This window comes from Bradyrhizobium sp. SZCCT0153, assembly GCF_018129995.1.
GTDB classification, from domain to species: Bacteria; Pseudomonadota; Alphaproteobacteria; order Rhizobiales; family Xanthobacteraceae; genus Bradyrhizobium; species Bradyrhizobium japonicum_G.
Window position 1 is genome coordinate 375,953 of record NZ_JAFCKS010000002.1, and the last position, 17,883, is coordinate 393,835.

Consider the following 17,883-nt stretch of genomic DNA (forward strand, 5'->3'; position numbering starts at 1 on the left):
TTTTACCCTCTCCCCTTGTGGGAGAGGGTGGCTTCGATGCGAAGCATCGAAGACGGGTGAGGGGGGTCTCTCCGTGGAGACAGCGCTCTCATTTGGGAAATTATTCGTCGCGGAGCGAACCCCTCATGCGTCGCTTCGGGCCACCTTCTCCCACAAGGAGAGAAGGGGAAGCAGCACGTCGCATCAGGCCAATCAACCTGCGATCTTCTCGATCGCAGCCTGATCGAGCCCGAACTTCTTCCCGGCTTCAAGAATCTCCTGCCACGTGGTCGGGTCGACCGGGATGCCTTCAGCCAGCCGCTTCTTCTTGGTCTCGCGCTCGGGCTCGCCGGCGATCCTCACCTTGTCGACGCCGGGGGCGGGCGGCGAGCCGGTGTGCCAGGCGACGAAGCTCTCGACTTCGCGCGCCAGGTTCTCGCCGGTGCCGAGCTTGCCCGGATCGATGATGATCGAGAGCATGCCGTTGAGGACGTTGTGCTTGCCGTCGGACGGGCCCTTGACCGCCTGCCCGCCGGAGAGCGCGCCGCCGAGGATTTCGCATACCAGTGCGAGCCCCGAACCCTTGTGCTCGCCGAACGGCAGGATGGCGCCGTGCGGCGAGATCACGGTGTAGCGCGGATTGACGGTGGGCTTGCCTTCGTTGTCGATGATGGTGCCGGGCTCGAGTTCGACGCCCTTGTTATGGGCGACGCGGGTCTTGCCCTGCGCGATCCTGCTGGTGGCAAAGTCGAGCACGATGGGGTCCTTGCCCCTGCGCGGGATGCCGACGCAGAACGGGTTGGTGCCGTGGCGCGCATCGCTGCCGCCCCAGGGCGCCACGATCGGGCGCGAGATCACGTTGACGAAGTGGATCGAGACCAGCCCGTGGTCGATGCACTGCTCGGCCCAGTGGCCGATGCGGCCGATATGGTGCGAGTTCGAGAGGCCGACGAGACACACGCCGTTGCGCTTGGCGCGCTCGGCCGCCAGCTCCATCGCTTCATGACCGATCACCTGGCCGTAGCCGGTGAGGCCGTCGAGGGTGAGAAGCGGACCGGTGTCGAGCACGATCTTGACGTGCTGGTTCACGGCGAGGCCGCCCGTGGTGACGCTCTGGACATAGCGCGGGATCATGCCGACGCCGTGCGAGTCGTGCCCCTTGAGATTGGCCTCGACGAGGTTCGTCGATACGAGCTCGGCCTCGCGGTCCGAAGATCCGCCCGCCTTGACGATTGCGCGGATGGCGTTAGTGAGGGGCTCAGCCCTGATGGTGCGGTAATCGGCCATTGTTGTTGCTCTTATCCCTTCACGATCCGGCGGCAGTGGACCAACGCCGCTTCAATCAGGTTTTCGCTCGCCTCCGGTGTGCGGAAGGCCGAATGCGCGGACAGCGTCACGTTTGGAATCTTCGTCAGCGGGTGGTCCGCAGGCAGGGGCTCGATGTTGAAGACGTCGAGGCCGGCATGGCGGATGTGGCCGGACTTCAGCGCGTCGATCATCGCGGCCTCGTCCACGACTGCGGCGCGGGCGGTATTGACGAGGATGACGCCGGGCTTCATCGCAAAAATCTTCTCGCGGGTGATCATGCCGCGGGTCTCGTCGTTGAGCAGCAGATGCAGCGACACCACGTCGCTACTTGCCAGCACCGCGTCGAGATCGGTGAACTCGACGCCCGGAAAGCTCTTGGGCGAGCGGTTCCAGGCGATCACCTTCATGCCGCTGCCCGATGCGATGCGCGCGACCTCGGCGGCGATGCCGCCGAAGCCGATCAGGCCGAGCGTCTTGCCGGTGAGCTGCATGCCGTCCTCGCGCAGCCAGTTGCCGCCGCGCATCTCGCGATCCATCATCGCGATGACGCGGGCCGAGGCCCACATCAGTGCGATCGCGGACTCCGCCACCGCGGTGTCGCCATAGCCCTTGATCAGATGCACGGAGATGCCAAGCTCTGCCAACTCTTCCGGGTTCATGTAGCTGCGCGCGCCGGTGCCGAGAAACACGACGTGCTTGAGCCCAGTGCACTTCTTCGCGACCTCGGTGGGAAGCGCCGTGTGATCGACGATCGCGATCTCGGCGCCATCGAGGATGTCAGGATATTGCTCGGGCTTGATGTCGGGGTCCCTGTGGATCCGCACTTTGGGGTCCCCGGGCCGCTCCAGCCGCTCCATGATCACGGCGAGGGCTTCGTTGGCATCGACGAAAACTCCGCGCATGGTCTTTCTCCGGTCAGGATGCGACGCCGGCGATCGCCAGCACCGTGTGCATGAGAACGTTGGTGCCTGCGGCGCAGTCGGGCTGCGTGGCGTCTTCCAGCTCGTTGTGGCTGATGCCGTCCTTACAGGGCACGAACACCATCGCAGCGGGGATGATAGTGTTGAGATTGCAGGCATCGTGGCCCGCGCCGGAGGTGATGCGGCGAGAGGAATAGCCGAGCGTCTTTGCGGCATTCTCGACTGCCGCAATCAGCTTGGGGTCGAAATGCGTCGGCGGCTTGCGCCAGACGAGGTCGATCTTGACCTCGACCTTGCGGCGCGCGGCGATCTCGGCAATGGCGGCACGGAGGTCGCGGTCGAGCGCATCCATGATCGCGCCATCCGCACTGCGGCAATCCATGGTGAAGGCGATCTCGCCTGGAATGACGTTGCGGGAGGGATTGGCGATCACGGCCTCGCCGATGGTGCCGACCGCTTTCGGCCCGTGCTTCTTCGCAATAGCTTCCATTGCCAGCACGATCTCGGACAGTGTCGCCAGCGCATCGCGCCGCAGCGGCATCGGTGTCGAACCCGCATGGCTTTCGAAGCCGGAGATCTTGCCGTCGTACCAGAGCACGCCCTGGCCGGAATCGACCACGCCGATGGTCTTGCCCTCGGCTTCCAAAATCGGGCCCTGCTCGATGTGCAGCTCGACGAAGCAGCCGAGCTTCTGGAAGCCGACCGGCTTGTCGCCGCGATAGCCGATGCCGTCGAGCGCCTGACCGACGGTCGTGCCTTCGGCGTCCTTGCGCGAGAGGATGTCGTCGGTGGTGAAATCGCCGACATAAGCCGCGGAGGCCATCATCGCCGGTGCGAAGCGCGAGCCTTCCTCATTGGTCCAGTTGACGACGCAGATCGGCGCCTCGGTCTCGATGCCGGCGTCGTTCAGCGTGCGGATCACTTCCAGCGCGCCGAGCGTACCCAGAATGCCGTCATACTTGCCGCCGGTGGGCTGGGTATCGAGATGCGAGCCGATGCCGACGGGCAGCTTCGACATGTCGCGTCCCTTGCGCAGGCCGAACTGTGAGCCGAGCGCATCGGTGTGCACCTCGAGGCCGGCCTCCTCGCAGGCCTTGCGGAACCAGTCGCGCACCTGCTTGTCTTCCGCGCTCAGGGTCAGCCGCCGCACGCCGCCCTTGGCCGTTGCGCCGAATTGTGCGGTCTCGTGGATGGAGCCCCAGAGGCGGGCGGAATCGATTTGCAGATTGGTGGCGGCTCGGCTCATGCGGTCGGTCTCTCGATTGTCCGGCGCCTGTTTCAATGACGCGCCGGCGCGGCCTCGTCAACCGCGAGGCTGCTCTGCGCAATCTGCCGTGCAAGCTCGGCGACGCGCTCGATTGCCACGACGTCGGGTGAGGCGAGCCAGCTTGCCGTGAAGGTCAGCGGCGCGATGGTGAGATCGGTGTCGAGCAGCTGCAACCGCCCGTCGGCGAGCTCGTCCTCGACGATGGCGTCGGGGATCACGGCGATGCCGAGCCCTTCGACCGCCATGTGGATGACCGTTGCCAGCGAAGCAGAGGCGTGCAGACGGATCGGCGGCAGCTCCGGCCGGTCGAACACTTCGCGCACGACTTCGTAGGGCCGGGTCTTGCGCGGGAAGGTGATGATCGGAAACCGCGCCAGCTCGGCCCTGGTCACCGGGCCGCTGCCGAACCCGAGCGAGGGGCTTGCGAGAAAGCCGATCGGATAGTCGGCGAGCACGCGATTGTGCACGCCGGAAGTCGACAGCGGTCCCACCACGAAGGCCAGCTCGATCTCCTGCGCGAGCAGGCGTGCGGTGAGGTTCGGCGTGATGTCGACCTCGATCTCCAGCGACAGGTTCGGGTAGACCTCGTTCATGCTCTTGACGAGCCGCGGCAGCCAGGTGTGCACGATGGTCTCGGCGACACCGAGCCGCATCACGCCGCGCATCGCCGAGCGGTCGCCGATCTCGGCTATCATCGCGGCGCGCAGGCCGATCAGCTTCTCCGCATAGACCATCATCTGCCGGCCGCTCGGCGTCGGCGACGCCACGCGATGATCGCGGTTGAGGAGTTTCACCCCCATCTCGCGTTCGAGCTGGGCGATGCGCTGGGAGATCGCGGGCTGGGTGGTATTGAGCCTTTGTGCGGCGCCGCGAAAGCTGCCGAGCTTCACAACCCAGAGGAACGTCTCGATTGACCGGAAGTCCAGCATTGGAAGGATTTTCCTGTTCGATAAACAAAATTTATCGACCTTGATTAGAAACGACGATTAGACTTTATAACACGCTTGGTGTTGGCTTGTCTTTGTCGAGTTTATAGGCAGGTCGATCTCATGACTGTTTTGGTGGCAGCGCAGCAAACTGAAACGCCCGACACGCTCCCGAGCCGTACGGCGCGGCTCGCCTACCGCGAGGGGCTGGTCGCCTCCACCGCCGGCGTTGCCCCCGGCTTCGTCCAGGGCAATCTGGCGATCCTTCCGGCGGAATATGCCAGCGCCTTTCACCGCTTCTGCCAGCTCAATCCCAAGCCGTGCCCGATCATCGGCATGTCCGATATCGGCAGTCCGCACATTCCGGCGCTGGGCGCCGATCTCGACATCCGCACCGACGTGCCGCGCTATCGCGTCTGGCGCGACGGCGAGGTGGTCGACGAGCCGACCGATGTGACCAAGCATTGGCGCGACGATCTCGTGACCTTCGTGCTCGGCTGCTCGTTCTCGTTCGAGGAGGCGCTGCTCGACGAGGGCATGCCGATTCGTCACATCGAGCAGAACGTGCGCGTGCCGATGTACCGCACCAACATCGCTTGCGGCGAGTCTGGTCCGTTCGCGGGTCCCATGGTGGTGTCGATGCGTCCGTTCAAGCCGGCGGATGCGATCCGTGCGGTGCAGATCACCTCGCGCTATCCCGCCGTGCACGGCGCGCCCGTGCACCTCGGTCATCCGCATCTGATCGGCATCAAGGACATCGCCAGGCCGGACTACGGCGACCCGGTGCCGGTTGCCGAGGACGAGATCCCGGTGTTCTGGGCCTGCGGCGTGACGCCGCAATCGGTCATCAATGCCGCCAAGCTGCCGTTCGCGATTACGCATTCGCCCGGTCTGATGCTGGTGACGGATCTCAAGAACAGGACCATGGCCGTGATTTAGTAGGCAGCGTTTGCTGCTTGTTCGGGCTTTACCGCATCCATCAATCGCTTCATTCGATCAGCCGAAATTCAGAAACAGGGGACTATGCCATGACGATTACTCGCCGCGACGTGTTGTTGGGAGCCACCGCCACTGCCGCGCTGGTGCCGCTGGCAGCGCGGGCACAGACTTCGGAAGTCGTTATCGGCGTGATCTACCCGTTCTCCGGCGGCAGCGCGCAGCAGGGCGTCGACGCACAGAAGGCCTATGAGACCGCGCTCGAGGTCATCAACAAGGACACCGATTTCGACCTGCCGCTGGCGAAGGGCGAGGGCTTGCCGGGTCTCGGCGGCGCCAAGATCCGCCTCGTGTTCGCCGATCACCAGGCCGACCCGCAGAAGGGCCGCGCCGAGGCCGAGCGCCTGATCACCCAAGAGAAGGTCTCCGCCATCATCGGTACCTATCAGAGCGCGGTGGCCGTCACCGTCAGCCAGATCTGCGAGCGCTACCAGATCCCGTTCGTCTCCGCCGACAACTCGTCGCCGAGCCTGCATCGCCGCGGCCTCAAATATTACTTCCGCGCGTCCCCGCACGACGAGATGTACTCGGCCGCGATGTTCGACTTCTTCGATGCCATGAAGAAGAAGGGCGCCAAGATCGAGACGCTGTCGCTGTTCCACGAGGACACCATCTTCGGCACCGATTCGGGCAACGCCCAGGCCAAGATCGCCGGTGAGCGCGCCTACAAGATCGTCACCGACATCAAGTACCGCGCCAACTCGCCGTCGCTCTCGGCCGAGGTGCAGCAGCTCAAGACCGCCAATGCCGACGTTCTGATGCCCTCGAGCTACACCACCGACGGCATCCTGCTGGTCAAGACCATGGCCGAGCTCGGCTACAAGCCGAATGCGATCGTGGCACAGGACGCCGGCTTTTCCGAGAAGGCGCTCTACGACGCCGTCGGCGACAAGCTCGAAGGCGTGATCTCGCGCGGCACCTTCTCGCTCGACCTCGCGCAGAAGCGCCCCATGGTCGGCAAGGTCAACGACATGTTCAAGGCGAAGTCGGGCAAGGATCTCAACGACCTCACCTCGCGCCAGTTCATGGGCCTGATCGTGCTGGCCGACGCCATCAACCGCGCCAAGTCGGCCGACGGCGAGAAGATCCGCGACGCGCTGGCCGCGACCGACATCCCGGGCGAGCAGACCATCATGCCCTGGAAGCGCATCAAGTTCGACGAGACCGGGCAGAACAACGATGCTGACCCGGTGCTGCTGCAATATGTCGGCGGCAAGTTCGTCACCATCTTCCCGCCGCAGGCAGCGATTGCCGAGGCGATCTGGCCGATGAAGTAAGCGTTTTCGGAGAGCGGGAGCACAGACGGCAGCTCCCGCCCTCATCCTGAGGAGCGGGCGCAGCCCGCGTCTCGAAGGACGAGGGCTGGGCCATCCTTCGAGACGCGCGCTTGTGCGCGCTCCTCAGGATGAGGATGAATTTCGGGGGACAGACTTTTGACAGCCCAAGCCATTATCCAGAGTCTCGCGAGCGGCCTGCTCATGGGCCTGCTCTACGGACTGATTGCCGTCGGCCTCGCGCTGATCTTCGGCCTGATGGACGTCACGAACTTCGCTCATGGCGAGTTCCTGATGATCGCGATGTACCTGTCCTTCTTCCTGTTCGCATTCTTCGCGATCGACCCCCTGCTGTCGGCGCCATTGGTCGCCGCGGCCATGTTCGTGTTCGGAGCGGTGGTCTATCTGCTCGTTGTACGGTTTGCCATGCGGGCCAAGGCCAATGCCGGCATGGTGCAGATCTTCACCACGTTCGGCCTTGCCATTCTCATGCGCGGCCTCGCGCAGTTCTTCTTCACGCCGGACTATCGCAGCATTCCGCAGTCCTGGGCCGGCGGCAAAACCGTCTCGGTCGCCGGCATCTTCCTGCCGGAGCCGCAGCTGATCGGCGCGGCGGTCTCGATCGCCGCCTTTGCCGCCCTCTATTTCTTCATCCACCGCACCGATTTCGGCCGCGCGCTGGAAGCCACCCGCGAGGATCCTGGCGCGGTCGCACTGGTCGGCATCGACAAGAACCGCGTGTTCGCGTTCGGTTGGGGCCTCGGCGCCGCGCTGGTCGGCCTCGCCGGCGCGATCATGGCGGTGTTCTTCTACATCTATCCCGACGTCGGCGCGTCCTTTGCGCTGATCGCCTATGTCACGGTGGCGCTCGGCGGTTTCGGCAGCGTGTTCGGCGCGTTTGCCGGCGGCATCATCGTCGGCCTCGTCGAAGCGACCACCGCTTTGGTGCTGCCTCCCTCCCTGAAATCGGTCGGCATCTACGCGGTTTATCTGCTGGTCGTCTTCATCCGGCCGCGCGGCCTGTTCGGGTCAATGTGATGGACAAGACTTTTGCCGCGCGGCGCCGCCGCGACCTCATCATCGCCGCGGCTCTGGCCGGGCTCGCAGCGCTCGCGCCGCTGTTCATCAAGGATGTCTACGTCCAGAACATCCTGATCCTGACCCTGATGTACGCGGCGCTGTCGCAGAGCTGGAACATCCTCTCCGGCTATTGCGGGCAGATATCGCTGGGACACGCGCTCTATTTCGGCATCGGCGCCTACACCACCGAGCTTCTGTTCACCAAGTTCGGCGTGCTGCCCTGGTTCGGCATGCTCGCCGGCGGCGTGATCGCGGCCGTGATCGCGATGGGGCTCGGCTATCCGTTCTTCCGCCTGCGCGGCCACTACTTCGTGATCGCCACCATCGTGATCGCGGAGATCGGGCTGCTCCTGTTCCAGAACTGGGAATGGGCGGGAGCCGCGATGGGAATCACCGTTCCGGTGCGTGGCGACAGCTGGCTGAAATTCCAGTTCATGCGCAGCAAGCTGCCATACTTCTATTTTGCGCTGGCGCTGTGCAGCCTCGCCTGGTTCGTCACCTGGTGGCTCGAAGACTCCAAATGGGGCTTTTGGTGGCGCGCGGTGAAGGACAATCCGGATGCCGCCGAGAGCCTCGGCGTCGTCGTGTTCAACTCCAAAATGGGCGCGGCTGCCGTCTCCGCTTTCCTGGTCGCCATCGGCGGCGCCTTCTATGCGCAGTTTCTCGCTTATATCGATCCTGAGAGCGTCATGGGCTTCCAGTTCTCGCTGCTGATGGCGCTGCCGGCCGTGCTCGGCGGCATCGGCACCTTGTGGGGGCCGGTGCTCGGCGCTGCCATCCTGATCCCGATGACGGAGCTGACGCGCTCTTACATCGGCGGCTCCGGTCGCGGCGTCGACCTCATCGTCTATGGCGCACTGATCGTGGCGATCTCGCTGGCCCTGCCGCAGGGACTGGTGAGCCTGTTTTCCCGTTCAAAGGCGAAGGGAGCCACGCGATGACCGCGCTGCTCGAGACCCGCGGCGTCTGGCAGCGCTTTGGCGGCCTCGTCGCCAACAGCGACGTCTCTATCTCGGTCGGCCGCGGCGAGATCGTCGGCCTGATCGGCCCCAACGGCGCCGGCAAGTCGACGCTGTTCAATCTCATCGCCGGCGTGCTGCCGCCGACGCAAGGCTCGATCTGGTTCGACGGCAAGGATGTCACCAGCCTGCCGGCGGCCGAGCGCTGTCAGCGCGGCGTCGGGCGCACCTTCCAGGTCGTCAAGAGCTTTGAGACCATGACGGTCATCGACAACGTCATCGTCGGCGCGCTGGTGCGCAACACGGTGATGCGCGAGGCCCGCCGCAAGGCGCATGAGGTGCTGGAGTTCACCGGCCTTGCCGCGCGCGCCGACGTGCTCGCGAGCGATCTCGTGCCGGCCGAGAAGCGCCGCCTCGAAGTCGCCCGCGCGCTGGCGACCGAACCGAAGCTGCTGCTGCTCGACGAGGTCCTCACCGGCCTCACGCCGACCGAGGCGCAGACCGGTGTCGCTCTGGTGCGCAAGGTGCGGGATGCCGGCATCACCGTGCTGATGGTCGAGCATGTCATGGAGATCGTGATGCCGCTGGTCGACCGCGCCATCGTGCTCGACCTCGGCAAGGTGCTGGTCGAGGGCAAACCCGCCGACGTCGTTCGCGATCCCAAGGTGATCAGCGCATATCTGGGAGATCGTCATGCTGTCAGTGCATGAAGTCACGACCGCCTATCAGGGCCTGGTCGCGATCTCCGCGGTCTCGATCGAGGTCCAGAAGGGCGAGATCGTCTGCGTCGCGGGCGCCAACGGCGCGGGCAAGTCGACCCTGCTGAAATCCATCGCCGGCGCCGAGCGCCCGCGTTCGGGTACGGTGACGTTCGACGGCAAGCGCCTCGACGGCATGGCGCAGCATCACATCACGGCCACCGGCATCGCCTATGTGCCGGAGAACCGCCGCCTGTTTCCGCGCCTGTCTGTGCGCGACAATCTTCGCCTCGGCAGCTATCTCTATCGCGGCGAGGCCGACCGCGAAGCGCCGCTCGATCTCGTCTTCACGCTGTTCCCGCGTCTGTCCGAGCGCCTCGAGCAGCGCGCCGAGACTCTCTCCGGCGGCGAGCAGCAGATGCTCGCGATCGGCCGCGCGTTGATGACGCGCCCGCGGCTTCTGATGCTGGACGAACCCTCGCAGGGCATCATGCCGAAGCTGGTCGACGAGATATTCCAGGCGGTGCTGCGCATCCGCGATGCCGGCATGACCGTGCTGATCGTCGAGCAGCGCATGGCGGAGTGCCTCGAGATTGCCGACCGCGCCTACATCCTGCAAACCGGCCGCGTGCTGATGCAGGGGCCGGCGGCTGAGATCAGGGGTAATCCGGACGTGCGCAAGGCGTATCTGGGGCTGTAAGGCACATTGGCCGCTCCGTCATTGCGAGCGAGCGAAGCAATCCAGAGTCTTTCCGCGGAGGGATTCTGGATTGCTTTGCTGCGCTCGCAATGACGAGGTTGGAGCCAGGATCAATGCTCGTGCCCATGCTCCGGCAACGCCACCCCGAACACCTTCATCAAATCCGTCACCTGTTCCGGCGACAGATAGCGCGGGTTCATCCCGCGTAGCAGCAGATACAGCTTCGCCGTCTCCTCCAGCTCCTCGGTCGCGAACACCGCCGCTTCCAGCGTGTCGCCCGCAACGACCGGCCCGTGATTGGCGAGCAGCACGGATGAATATTTCCCCGCCAGCCCCTTGATCGCATCCGCAACCGCCGCATCGCCGGGGCGGTAATAGGGCACGAGCGCAGTGGCGCCGCATTTCATCAAATAATAGGCCGTCATCGGCGGCAGCGCGGCCCGCGGGTCGATCTCGGGCAGCATCGAGAGCGCGACCGAATGGGTGGAGTGCAGGTGCACGATCGCCCGTGCGCTCTCGCGCGTGTCGTAGAGTGCGGTGTGCAGCGGAACTTCCTTGGTCGGCGCGTCGCCCGAAACCAGCCGGCCTTGATCGTCCAGCCGCGACAGCCGCGCCGGATCGAGGAAGCCGAGCGAGGCGTTGGTGGGCGTCACCAGCCATCCGCCATCGTGCATCTTGACGCTGATATTGCCGGAGGAGCCCGGCGTCAGCCCGCGCTCGAACAGGGACCGTCCGAAGCGGCAGATCTCCTCGCGCAGCCTTGTCTCGTTGCTCATGGCCGTCATGCCCGCTTGTCTCACGCTTTGGCAGCGCGGCCAAGCCGTGTTATTCGAGATGACGAGCTGCCGCAAAGGGCGGCCGCCCGGGAAACGTTCGCAAGGATCAGTTGCATGTCCGCCTCCACGTCACAAAATCAGCGTATCGCCGTCATCGGGCTCGGCTCGATGGGCTATGGCATGGCGACCTCGTTGAAGCGCGCCGGCCATGCTGTCACTGGCTGCGACGTTTCGGCTGATGCGGTGGCACGGTTCGTGACGGATGGCGGCGCCGGCGCCAACACGCCGGCCGAAGCGGCCAAGGGCGCCGATATCGTCGTCAGTGTCGTCGTCAACGCCGCGCAGACCGAAACGATCCTGTCCGGCAAGGACGGCGTCGCCGAGACCATGCCGAAGGACAGCGTCTTTGTATCTTCCGCCACGATGGACCCGGATGTGGCGCGTCGCCTTGCAAAACAGCTGGAGGCGAGCGGCAGGCTCTATCTGGATGCGCCGATCTCCGGCGGGGCGCAACGCGCTGCGCAAGGCGAGCTGACGATCCTCGCCTCAGGCAGTGCGGCCGCGTTCGCGAAAGCGCGGCCCGCGCTCGATGCCATGGCCGCAAAGCTCTACGAGCTTGGCGATGCCGCAGGCCAGGGCGCTGCGTTCAAGATGATCAACCAGCTGCTCGCCGGTGTGCACATCGCCGCCGCCTCCGAGGCGATCGCGTTCGCCGCAAAACAGGGCCTCGACATCCGCAAGGTCTACGAGGTGATCACGGCATCGGCCGGCAATTCCTGGATGTTCGAGAACCGCATGCCGCACGTGCTGGACGGCGACTATTCGCCGCGCAGCGCGGTCGAGATCTTCGTCAAGGACCTCGGCATCATCCAGGACATGGCGCGCAGCGCCAGATTCCCGGTGCCGGTCTCGGCCGCCGCGCTCCAGATGTTCCTGATGACATCGGCCGCCGGCATGGGCCGCGACGATGATGCGTCGGTGGCGCGGATGTATGCGCAGGTCACCGGCGTCAAGCTTCCCGGCGACAAGTAGAAGAGGATTCCAATGCCCCGTTTCGCCGCCAATCTCTCGATGATGTTCACCGAGGTGCCGTTCCTCGATCGGTTCGATGCCGCCGCGGCAGCCGGCTTCACCGCGGTCGAATTCCTCTTTCCCTATGAGCATCCGGCCGAGGCGGTCGGCGAGCGGCTCAAGCGCAACGGCCTGACCCAGGCGCTGTTCAACCTGCCGCCCGGCGATTGGAATGCGGGCGAGAAGGGTTTTGCTGCGCTCCCGGCGCGCTTCGCCGATCTCAAGGCCAGTCTCGAGACTGCGCTGCCTTACGCCAAGGCCACCGGCGTCAAGCGGCTGCACCTGATGGCGGGCCTCGCCAATCGCGGCGAGCGCGTCGCGATCGAGGCGTTCTACAAATCGGTGGCGTGGGCGGCTGAGTTCTTCGGGCCGCACGGCATCGACATCGTGATCGAGCCGATCAATGCCCGCAACGTGCCCGGCTATTTCCTCAACGATTTCGGCTTCGCGCGCGACCTGATCCAGGAGTTGCGGCTTCCGAACCTCAAGCTCCAGTTCGATATCTATCACTGCCAGATCATCCATGGCGACGTCACGATGCGGCTGCGCGAGATGATGCCGATCGTCGGCCACATCCAGGTCGCCAGCATCCCCTCGCGCAACGAGCCCGATGGCGAGGAGCTGAACTATCCGTTCCTGTTCGACGAACTCGACCGGCTCGGCTATGCCGGCTTCGTCGGCTGCGAATATAATCCGCGCGGCAAGACCACCGACGGCCTCGCCTGGTTCAAGCCTTATGCGGGAGTAAAGCCGTGACACTTGCGTTGGGCTGCATCGCCGACGACTACACCGGCGCCTCCGATCTCGCCAACACGCTGACGCGCGCCGGCCTGCGCACGGTGCAGACCATCGGCGTGCCCGCCGACGACCTCGCACTGCCCGAGGTCGACGCCGTCGTGGTGTCCTTGAAGAGCCGTTCAATCGAGGCCGGTCTTGCCGTGTCGCGCTCGCGCGCGGCGGAGACATGGCTGCGCGGCCGCGGCGCGAGCCACGTGCTGTTCAAGATCTGCTCGACCTTCGATTCCACCGATGCCGGCAACATCGGCCCGGTGATGGATGCGTTGCGCACCTATGGCGGCGAGGGTGTCGTTCTGGTGACGCCGGCCTTCCCGGAGACCGGCCGCACCGTCTACCAGGGCAATCTGTTCGTCGGCGCCGTGCCGCTGAACGAGAGCCCGCTGAAGGACCATCCGCTCAACCCGATGCACGATTCCAACCTGGTCCGTGTGCTGGCGCGCCAGAGCAAGACGCAAATCGGCCTCGTCGACCTCGCGACCGTCACGCGCGGTGCGGAGGCGGTACGGGCACGCCTTGCGGAATTGTCGGGCAAGGGCATCGGCGCCGCCATCATCGACGCCGTGTTCGACCGCGACCTCGAAACCATCGGCCTCGTCGCCGCCGGGCACCGGCTGTCTGTCGGCGCCTCCGGCATGGGTCTTGGGCTGGCGCGGGCGCTGGTGTCGACAGGCAAGGTCAAATCGACGGCGGCGAGCAGCGAGGCGGGGGCAGCGGTCGGCGGACCTGCGGCCTGTCTTGCAGGGAGCTGTTCGCAGGCGACGCTCCAGCAGATCGCCAATGCCGAAGGCGTCATGCCGGTGCTGCATCTCGATCCGGACCGTATTATTGCGGGCAAGGACGAGGTGCAGCGCGCGCTGGCCTGGGCGAAGCCGCGACTCGCCGACGGTCCGGTCCTGATCGCATCGAGTTCGACGCCGGATCAGGTCGCAGCGCTCCAGGCGCGCCACGGCCGCGACGCGGCCGGTCATGCCATCGAGCAGGCGATGGCGGATATCGCCGAGGGTCTGGTGCGGGCCGGCGTCAAGCGCCTGATCGTGGCCGGCGGCGAGACATCCGGCGCCGTGGTCGATCGGTTGAGAATTCCCGGATTTCTCGTGGGGGTCGAAATCGCGGCGGGCGTGCCGGTGTTGCGCGCGGTCGGCGCAGAGGCAGGCGAGATGTTGCTCGCCTTGAAGTCAGGCAACTTCGGTGGCGCGGCGTTTTTCACGGATGCGCTTGGACTCATGCGCTGAGCGCAGGGCATTCTTAGCGCCACGTTCATTTGTTTCGGGCTTCCGTACTCGTACGGAGTCGTAGTTAACATCTGCTCAGGTGCCCTGGTGTTGGATGTCGGTGCTGCTCCCTTTGGTTGATTCGTAAAACCTCGGCCGCGCCGGCGCGCCAGCACAAAGAGACCCGATTATGCTCACCACCATTTCCATCCGCGCCAAGATCATCAGTGTCGTGGCGTTCCTGCTGGTCGCGATGGCCGGCATGGGCCTGCTCGCCGTCATGAAGATGCGGGCCATCAATGCCAACACCGTCGACATCACCACGAACTGGATGCCCAGCGTGCGTGTGATCGGCGACCTGCGCGCCGGCGTCATCACCTACCGCAACGTCATCCGGGAGCACATGCTGGCGGAGACGCTGGAGGAGAAGCTGGCGGCCGAGAAGACGCTGGCGACGGTGGTCGAGGCGAACACCAGGTTTCGCAAAGCTTATGAGGCGATGATCACCTCGCCCGACGAGAAGGCTCTTTACAGTCAGTGGTCCAAGAGCTGGGAAGACTACAAAAAGGGCACCGAGGAAGTCATGGCGCTGTCGCGTCGGGATGCAGGCAAGGTCCCGCATGACGCGCATGAGCTGAACTCCAAGACGGTCAACAAGATCGGGCTCGAGGCTGACACCATCCTGGCCAAGGACATCGAACTCAACACCAAGGGCGGCGATCAGGCCTCCGCCGACGCCTCCGATACCTATTATTACGCCTTCATGCTGGTCGCGATCATTCTCGGTGCGGCCGTTGTCATCGGGATCGGGGTCGGCTTCTATCTCGTCCAGGACGTCTCCAGCGGCATCAACTCGATCGTCGAGCCGATGCAGGCGCTGGGCAAGGGCGACCTTTCCGCCGAAGTCCCGCACCGCGGCGAGAAGACGGAGATCGGCGCCATGGCCGACGTGCTCCAGATCTTCAAGGAAGCGCTCATCGCCAAGAAGGCCGCCGACGAGGCCGCCGCCGCCGATGCCGAAGCCAAGATCGAGCGCGGCCGCCGCGTCGACAACATCACCCGCGAATTCGAAACGATGATCGGCGAGATCGTCCAGACCGTGTCGTCGGCTTCGACCCAGTTGGAGGCCTCCGCCTCGACGCTGACCTCGACCGCCGACCGTTCCCAGCGGCTGGCGACCACGGTTGCCGGTGCGTCGGAGGAAGCCTCGACCAACGTGCAGTCGGTAGCCTCGGCGACCGAGGAGATGGCCTCGTCGGTCGGCGAGATCAGCCGCCAGGTCCAGGAATCGGCCCGCATGGCGGGCGACGCCGTCGGCCAGGCCCGCGCCACGACCGAGCGCGTCAGCGAGCTGTCCAAGGCCGCCTCGCGCATCGGCGACGTCGTCGAGCTCATCAATACCATCGCCGGCCAGACCAACCTCTTGGCGCTGAACGCGACCATCGAAGCCGCCCGTGCCGGCGAAGCCGGCCGCGGCTTTGCGGTGGTGGCCTCCGAAGTGAAGGCGCTCGCCGAGCAGACCGCGAAGGCGACCGGCGAGATCGGCCAGCAGATATCCGGCATCCAGGCGGCGACCAACGATTCGGTCGGCGCCATCAAGGAAATCTCCTCGACCATCGAGCGCCTGTCGGAAATCTCCTCGGCCATTGCGGCCGCGGTGGAAGAGCAGGGCGCGGCGACCCAGGAGATCGCCCGCAACGTGCAGCAGGCGGCGCAGGGCACCCAGCAGGTCTCCTCCAACATCACCGACGTGCAGCGCGGCGCAACCGAGACCGGCACAGCCTCGTCTCAGGTGCTGTCGGCGGCGCAGATGCTGTCGAACGACTCGGGACGGCTGAAGAGCGAAGTCGGCAAGTTCCTAACCAACGTCCGCGCGGCGTAAGCTTCCGCGCCAATCACCCATCGACGAAAGAGCGGCGCCGCAAGCGCCGCTCTTTTTTGTTGCGGCGGTAGCATGATGTCGCCTGCAGGTAGCATCGTGAGGTCTTGCCGTATTCTTACGGGAAGGCCGTTTCATCGATAGTTAAATTCGGCTTACAAGAATAGGCCAAGGACCGCCGGTAGCAGCCCTGATTGGAATCATCTCACACTCATCCGTCTTTGGGGGCCTCGATGCGCAAGAATTTTCCTGTCACCACGGTCGAATATCCCGTCAGTGACGAGACGCTGATCGTCTCCAGGACCGACCTCAAGGGCAAGCTCGCCTACTTCAACGACGACTTCCTTGCTGCTGCTGGCTTCACGTCTTCGGAGCTTATGGGGCAGCCGCACAATATCGTCCGTCACCCCGACATGCCGCCGGAGGCGTTCGACAACCTCTGGGACACGCTGAAAGCCGGCAAGCCGTGGCTCGGCGCGGTCAAGAACCGCCGCAAGAACGGCGATTTCTACTGGGTGCTGGCAACTGCATCGCCGATCCGCGAGAACGGCCAGGTCACCGGCTATACATCGATCCGCACCAGACTGCCGGCCGACCAGCGCAAGCTTGCCGAGGAAGTCTACGCCGCGATTCGCGACAAGAAGCCCCATGGCTATCGCATCGACGGCGGCATCATTCGCCGGCGCTCGCTGCTCGACCGCTTCAGCGTCTTCACCAGGACGGTGAAGGCGCGCCTCGTGACCACGATGGTCCTCCAGCTGCTCTTCGTGCTCGCGCTCGGCATCGGCGGGGGGCTCTCGACCAGCGGTTCGACCAGCCTGAGCCTGGCGCTGCTCGCCGTCGCCGGAGCTGCCGTCCTCGGCTTCGCCGGATTTGCGACCATGCGCGCCATTCAAGGGCCGATGCAGCAGCTCAACGACACCCTGGTCAATCTCGTCCAGGACAAGCTGGACAACCGCATCGTCGTCGAGCGGGACGACGAGATCGGCGAGGCGCTGCGCAACCTCCAGACGGTGCAGACCATCATCCGCTTCAGCCGCGACGAGGTGCAGGCGGTGCAGCGCCGCGCCGAGGGACAGCGCAAGGCCGACATGACCAAGCTTGCCGATGGCTTCGAGGCCGCGATCGGGGAGATCGTGGAAACCGTATCGTCGGCCGCGACCGAGCTCGAAGCATCGGCCTCGACGCTGTCGTCGACCGCCGGCCGTGCGCAGGAACTGGCGACCGTTGTTGCCGCCGGCTCCGAGGAAGCCTCGACCAACGTTCATTCGGTGGCAACGGCTGCCGAAGAGATGTCTTCCTCGGTCCACGAAATCAGCCGTCAAGTCCAGGACTCCGCGCGGATCGCCGGCGAGGCCGTCAGCCAGGCACACGCCACCACCGACCGAGTCAGCGAGCTGTCGCGGGCCGCATCCCGGATCGGCGACGTCGTCGAGCTCATCAATGCCATCGCAGGTCAGACCAACCTGCTGGCACTGAATGCCACGATCGAAGCGGCGCGCGCCGGCGAGGCCGGCCGCGGCTTCGCCGTGGTGGCATCCGAGGTAAAGGCGCTGGCCGAGCAGACCGCGAAGGCGACCGGCGAGATCGGCCAGCAGATTGGCGGCATCCAGGCGGCGACGCAGGATTCGGTCACCGCAATCAGTCAGATCAGCGACACCATCGCGCGCCTGTCGGAAATCTCCTCGGCGATTGCGGCTGCCGTGGAAGAGCAGGGTGCCGCGACCCAGGAGATCGCCCGCAACGTGCAGCAGGCGGCCAACGGCACCCAGCAGGTCTCTTCCAATGTCGGCGACGTCCAGCGCGGCGCATCCGAAACCGGATCGGCGTCCTCGCAGGTGCTGTCGGCGGCGCAGATGCTGTCCCGCGATTCCAACCGCCTCAAGCTCGAGGTCGGCAAGTTCCTGAATTCCGTCCGCGCGGCGTGAGGCGCTCGGCCGCATAGCTGCGATGCCGATTTCGCAGTGCGGTAGCAGGGAAGTGAAAGCAGGAAAGCCGCCGGTCATTAGCGTTTCCGGCGGTGCTCGGGTAAAGGGAAAAG

General features: G+C 65.2%; 16 protein-coding genes. 11 read left to right on the forward strand and 5 right to left on the reverse strand.

Going from position 1 to position 17,883, the window contains the following annotated elements:
- Positions 1–192: 192 nt before the first annotated feature.
- Genes JQ572_RS09630 through JQ572_RS09645 form a run of 4 tightly spaced genes read right to left on the reverse strand, consistent with a single transcriptional unit; the run spans position 193 to position 4,403 of the window.
- Positions 193–1,266 (reverse strand): malate/lactate/ureidoglycolate dehydrogenase, encoded by a 1,074-nt coding sequence (locus tag JQ572_RS09630; RefSeq protein ID WP_211382767.1) that lies wholly within the window; start codon positions 1,264–1,266, stop codon positions 193–195.
- 11 nt (positions 1,267–1,277) lie between these two features.
- Positions 1,278–2,189, reverse strand: coding sequence for an NAD(P)-dependent oxidoreductase (locus JQ572_RS09635; RefSeq protein WP_211382768.1), 912 nt, complete (start codon positions 2,187–2,189; stop codon positions 1,278–1,280).
- Positions 2,190–2,202: 13 nt separating this feature from the next.
- On the reverse strand, positions 2,203–3,453 hold the full coding sequence (locus JQ572_RS09640; RefSeq protein ID WP_211382769.1) for a Zn-dependent hydrolase: 1,251 nt from the start codon (positions 3,451–3,453) through the stop codon (positions 2,203–2,205).
- Between the two features lie 32 nt (positions 3,454–3,485).
- On the reverse strand, positions 3,486–4,403 hold the full coding sequence (locus JQ572_RS09645; protein WP_211382770.1) for a LysR family transcriptional regulator: 918 nt from the start codon (positions 4,401–4,403) through the stop codon (positions 3,486–3,488).
- Positions 4,404–4,523: 120 nt separating this feature from the next.
- Here JQ572_RS09645 and JQ572_RS09650 point away from each other — a divergent pair, with 120 nt between their 5' ends.
- From JQ572_RS09650 to JQ572_RS09675, 6 genes are all read left to right on the forward strand, one after another.
- Complete coding sequence (locus JQ572_RS09650) at positions 4,524–5,339, forward strand: putative hydro-lyase (RefSeq protein ID WP_211382771.1); 816 nt, start codon at positions 4,524–4,526, stop codon at positions 5,337–5,339.
- 89 nt (positions 5,340–5,428) lie between these two features.
- Complete coding sequence (locus JQ572_RS09655) at positions 5,429–6,673, forward strand: ABC transporter substrate-binding protein (RefSeq protein ID WP_211382772.1); 1,245 nt, start codon at positions 5,429–5,431, stop codon at positions 6,671–6,673.
- Positions 6,674–6,829: 156 nt separating this feature from the next.
- Complete coding sequence (locus JQ572_RS09660; RefSeq protein ID WP_211382773.1) at positions 6,830–7,708, forward strand: branched-chain amino acid ABC transporter permease; 879 nt, start codon at positions 6,830–6,832, stop codon at positions 7,706–7,708.
- Positions 7,708–8,691, forward strand: coding sequence for a branched-chain amino acid ABC transporter permease (locus tag JQ572_RS09665; RefSeq protein WP_211382774.1), 984 nt, complete (start codon positions 7,708–7,710; stop codon positions 8,689–8,691). Before JQ572_RS09660 ends, JQ572_RS09665 begins: the two co-directional genes overlap by 1 nt.
- On the forward strand, positions 8,688–9,419 hold the full coding sequence (locus JQ572_RS09670) for an ABC transporter ATP-binding protein (protein ID WP_211382775.1): 732 nt from the start codon (positions 8,688–8,690) through the stop codon (positions 9,417–9,419). The genes JQ572_RS09665 and JQ572_RS09670 overlap by 4 nt, the downstream gene beginning before the upstream one ends.
- Positions 9,403–10,107: an ABC transporter ATP-binding protein gene (locus JQ572_RS09675; protein ID WP_211382776.1), complete on the forward strand. Its 705-nt coding sequence runs from the start codon at positions 9,403–9,405 to the stop codon at positions 10,105–10,107. The genes JQ572_RS09670 and JQ572_RS09675 overlap by 17 nt, the downstream gene beginning before the upstream one ends.
- A gap of 110 nt (positions 10,108–10,217) precedes the next feature.
- Here the strand turns inward: JQ572_RS09675 and otnC are convergent, their stop codons facing one another.
- Positions 10,218–10,892, reverse strand: coding sequence for a 3-oxo-tetronate 4-phosphate decarboxylase (gene otnC, locus JQ572_RS09680; protein ID WP_211382777.1), 675 nt, complete (start codon positions 10,890–10,892; stop codon positions 10,218–10,220).
- Positions 10,893–10,997: 105 nt separating this feature from the next.
- On the opposite strand from otnC, the gene ltnD reads away from it, so the two are divergent.
- The 5 genes from ltnD (at position 10,998) to JQ572_RS09705 (ending at position 17,770) form a co-directional block, all read left to right on the forward strand.
- The gene (gene ltnD, locus JQ572_RS09685; protein WP_211382778.1) at positions 10,998–11,915 is read left to right on the forward strand and encodes an L-threonate dehydrogenase; all 918 of its coding nucleotides are present in this window, start codon (positions 10,998–11,000) and stop codon (positions 11,913–11,915) included.
- Between the two features lie 12 nt (positions 11,916–11,927).
- Positions 11,928–12,710: a 2-oxo-tetronate isomerase gene (otnI, locus tag JQ572_RS09690; protein ID WP_211382779.1), complete on the forward strand. Its 783-nt coding sequence runs from the start codon at positions 11,928–11,930 to the stop codon at positions 12,708–12,710.
- The gene (gene otnK, locus JQ572_RS09695; protein WP_211382780.1) at positions 12,707–13,984 is read left to right on the forward strand and encodes a 3-oxo-tetronate kinase; all 1,278 of its coding nucleotides are present in this window, start codon (positions 12,707–12,709) and stop codon (positions 13,982–13,984) included. The genes otnI and otnK overlap by 4 nt, the downstream gene beginning before the upstream one ends.
- A 169-nt stretch (positions 13,985–14,153) precedes the next feature.
- Positions 14,154–15,845, forward strand: a complete 1,692-nt coding sequence (locus JQ572_RS09700; protein ID WP_211382781.1) for a methyl-accepting chemotaxis protein — start codon at positions 14,154–14,156, stop codon at positions 15,843–15,845.
- Between the two features lie 230 nt (positions 15,846–16,075).
- Positions 16,076–17,770: a methyl-accepting chemotaxis protein gene (locus tag JQ572_RS09705; protein WP_211382782.1), complete on the forward strand. Its 1,695-nt coding sequence runs from the start codon at positions 16,076–16,078 to the stop codon at positions 17,768–17,770.
- Positions 17,771–17,883: the final 113 nt, after the last annotated feature.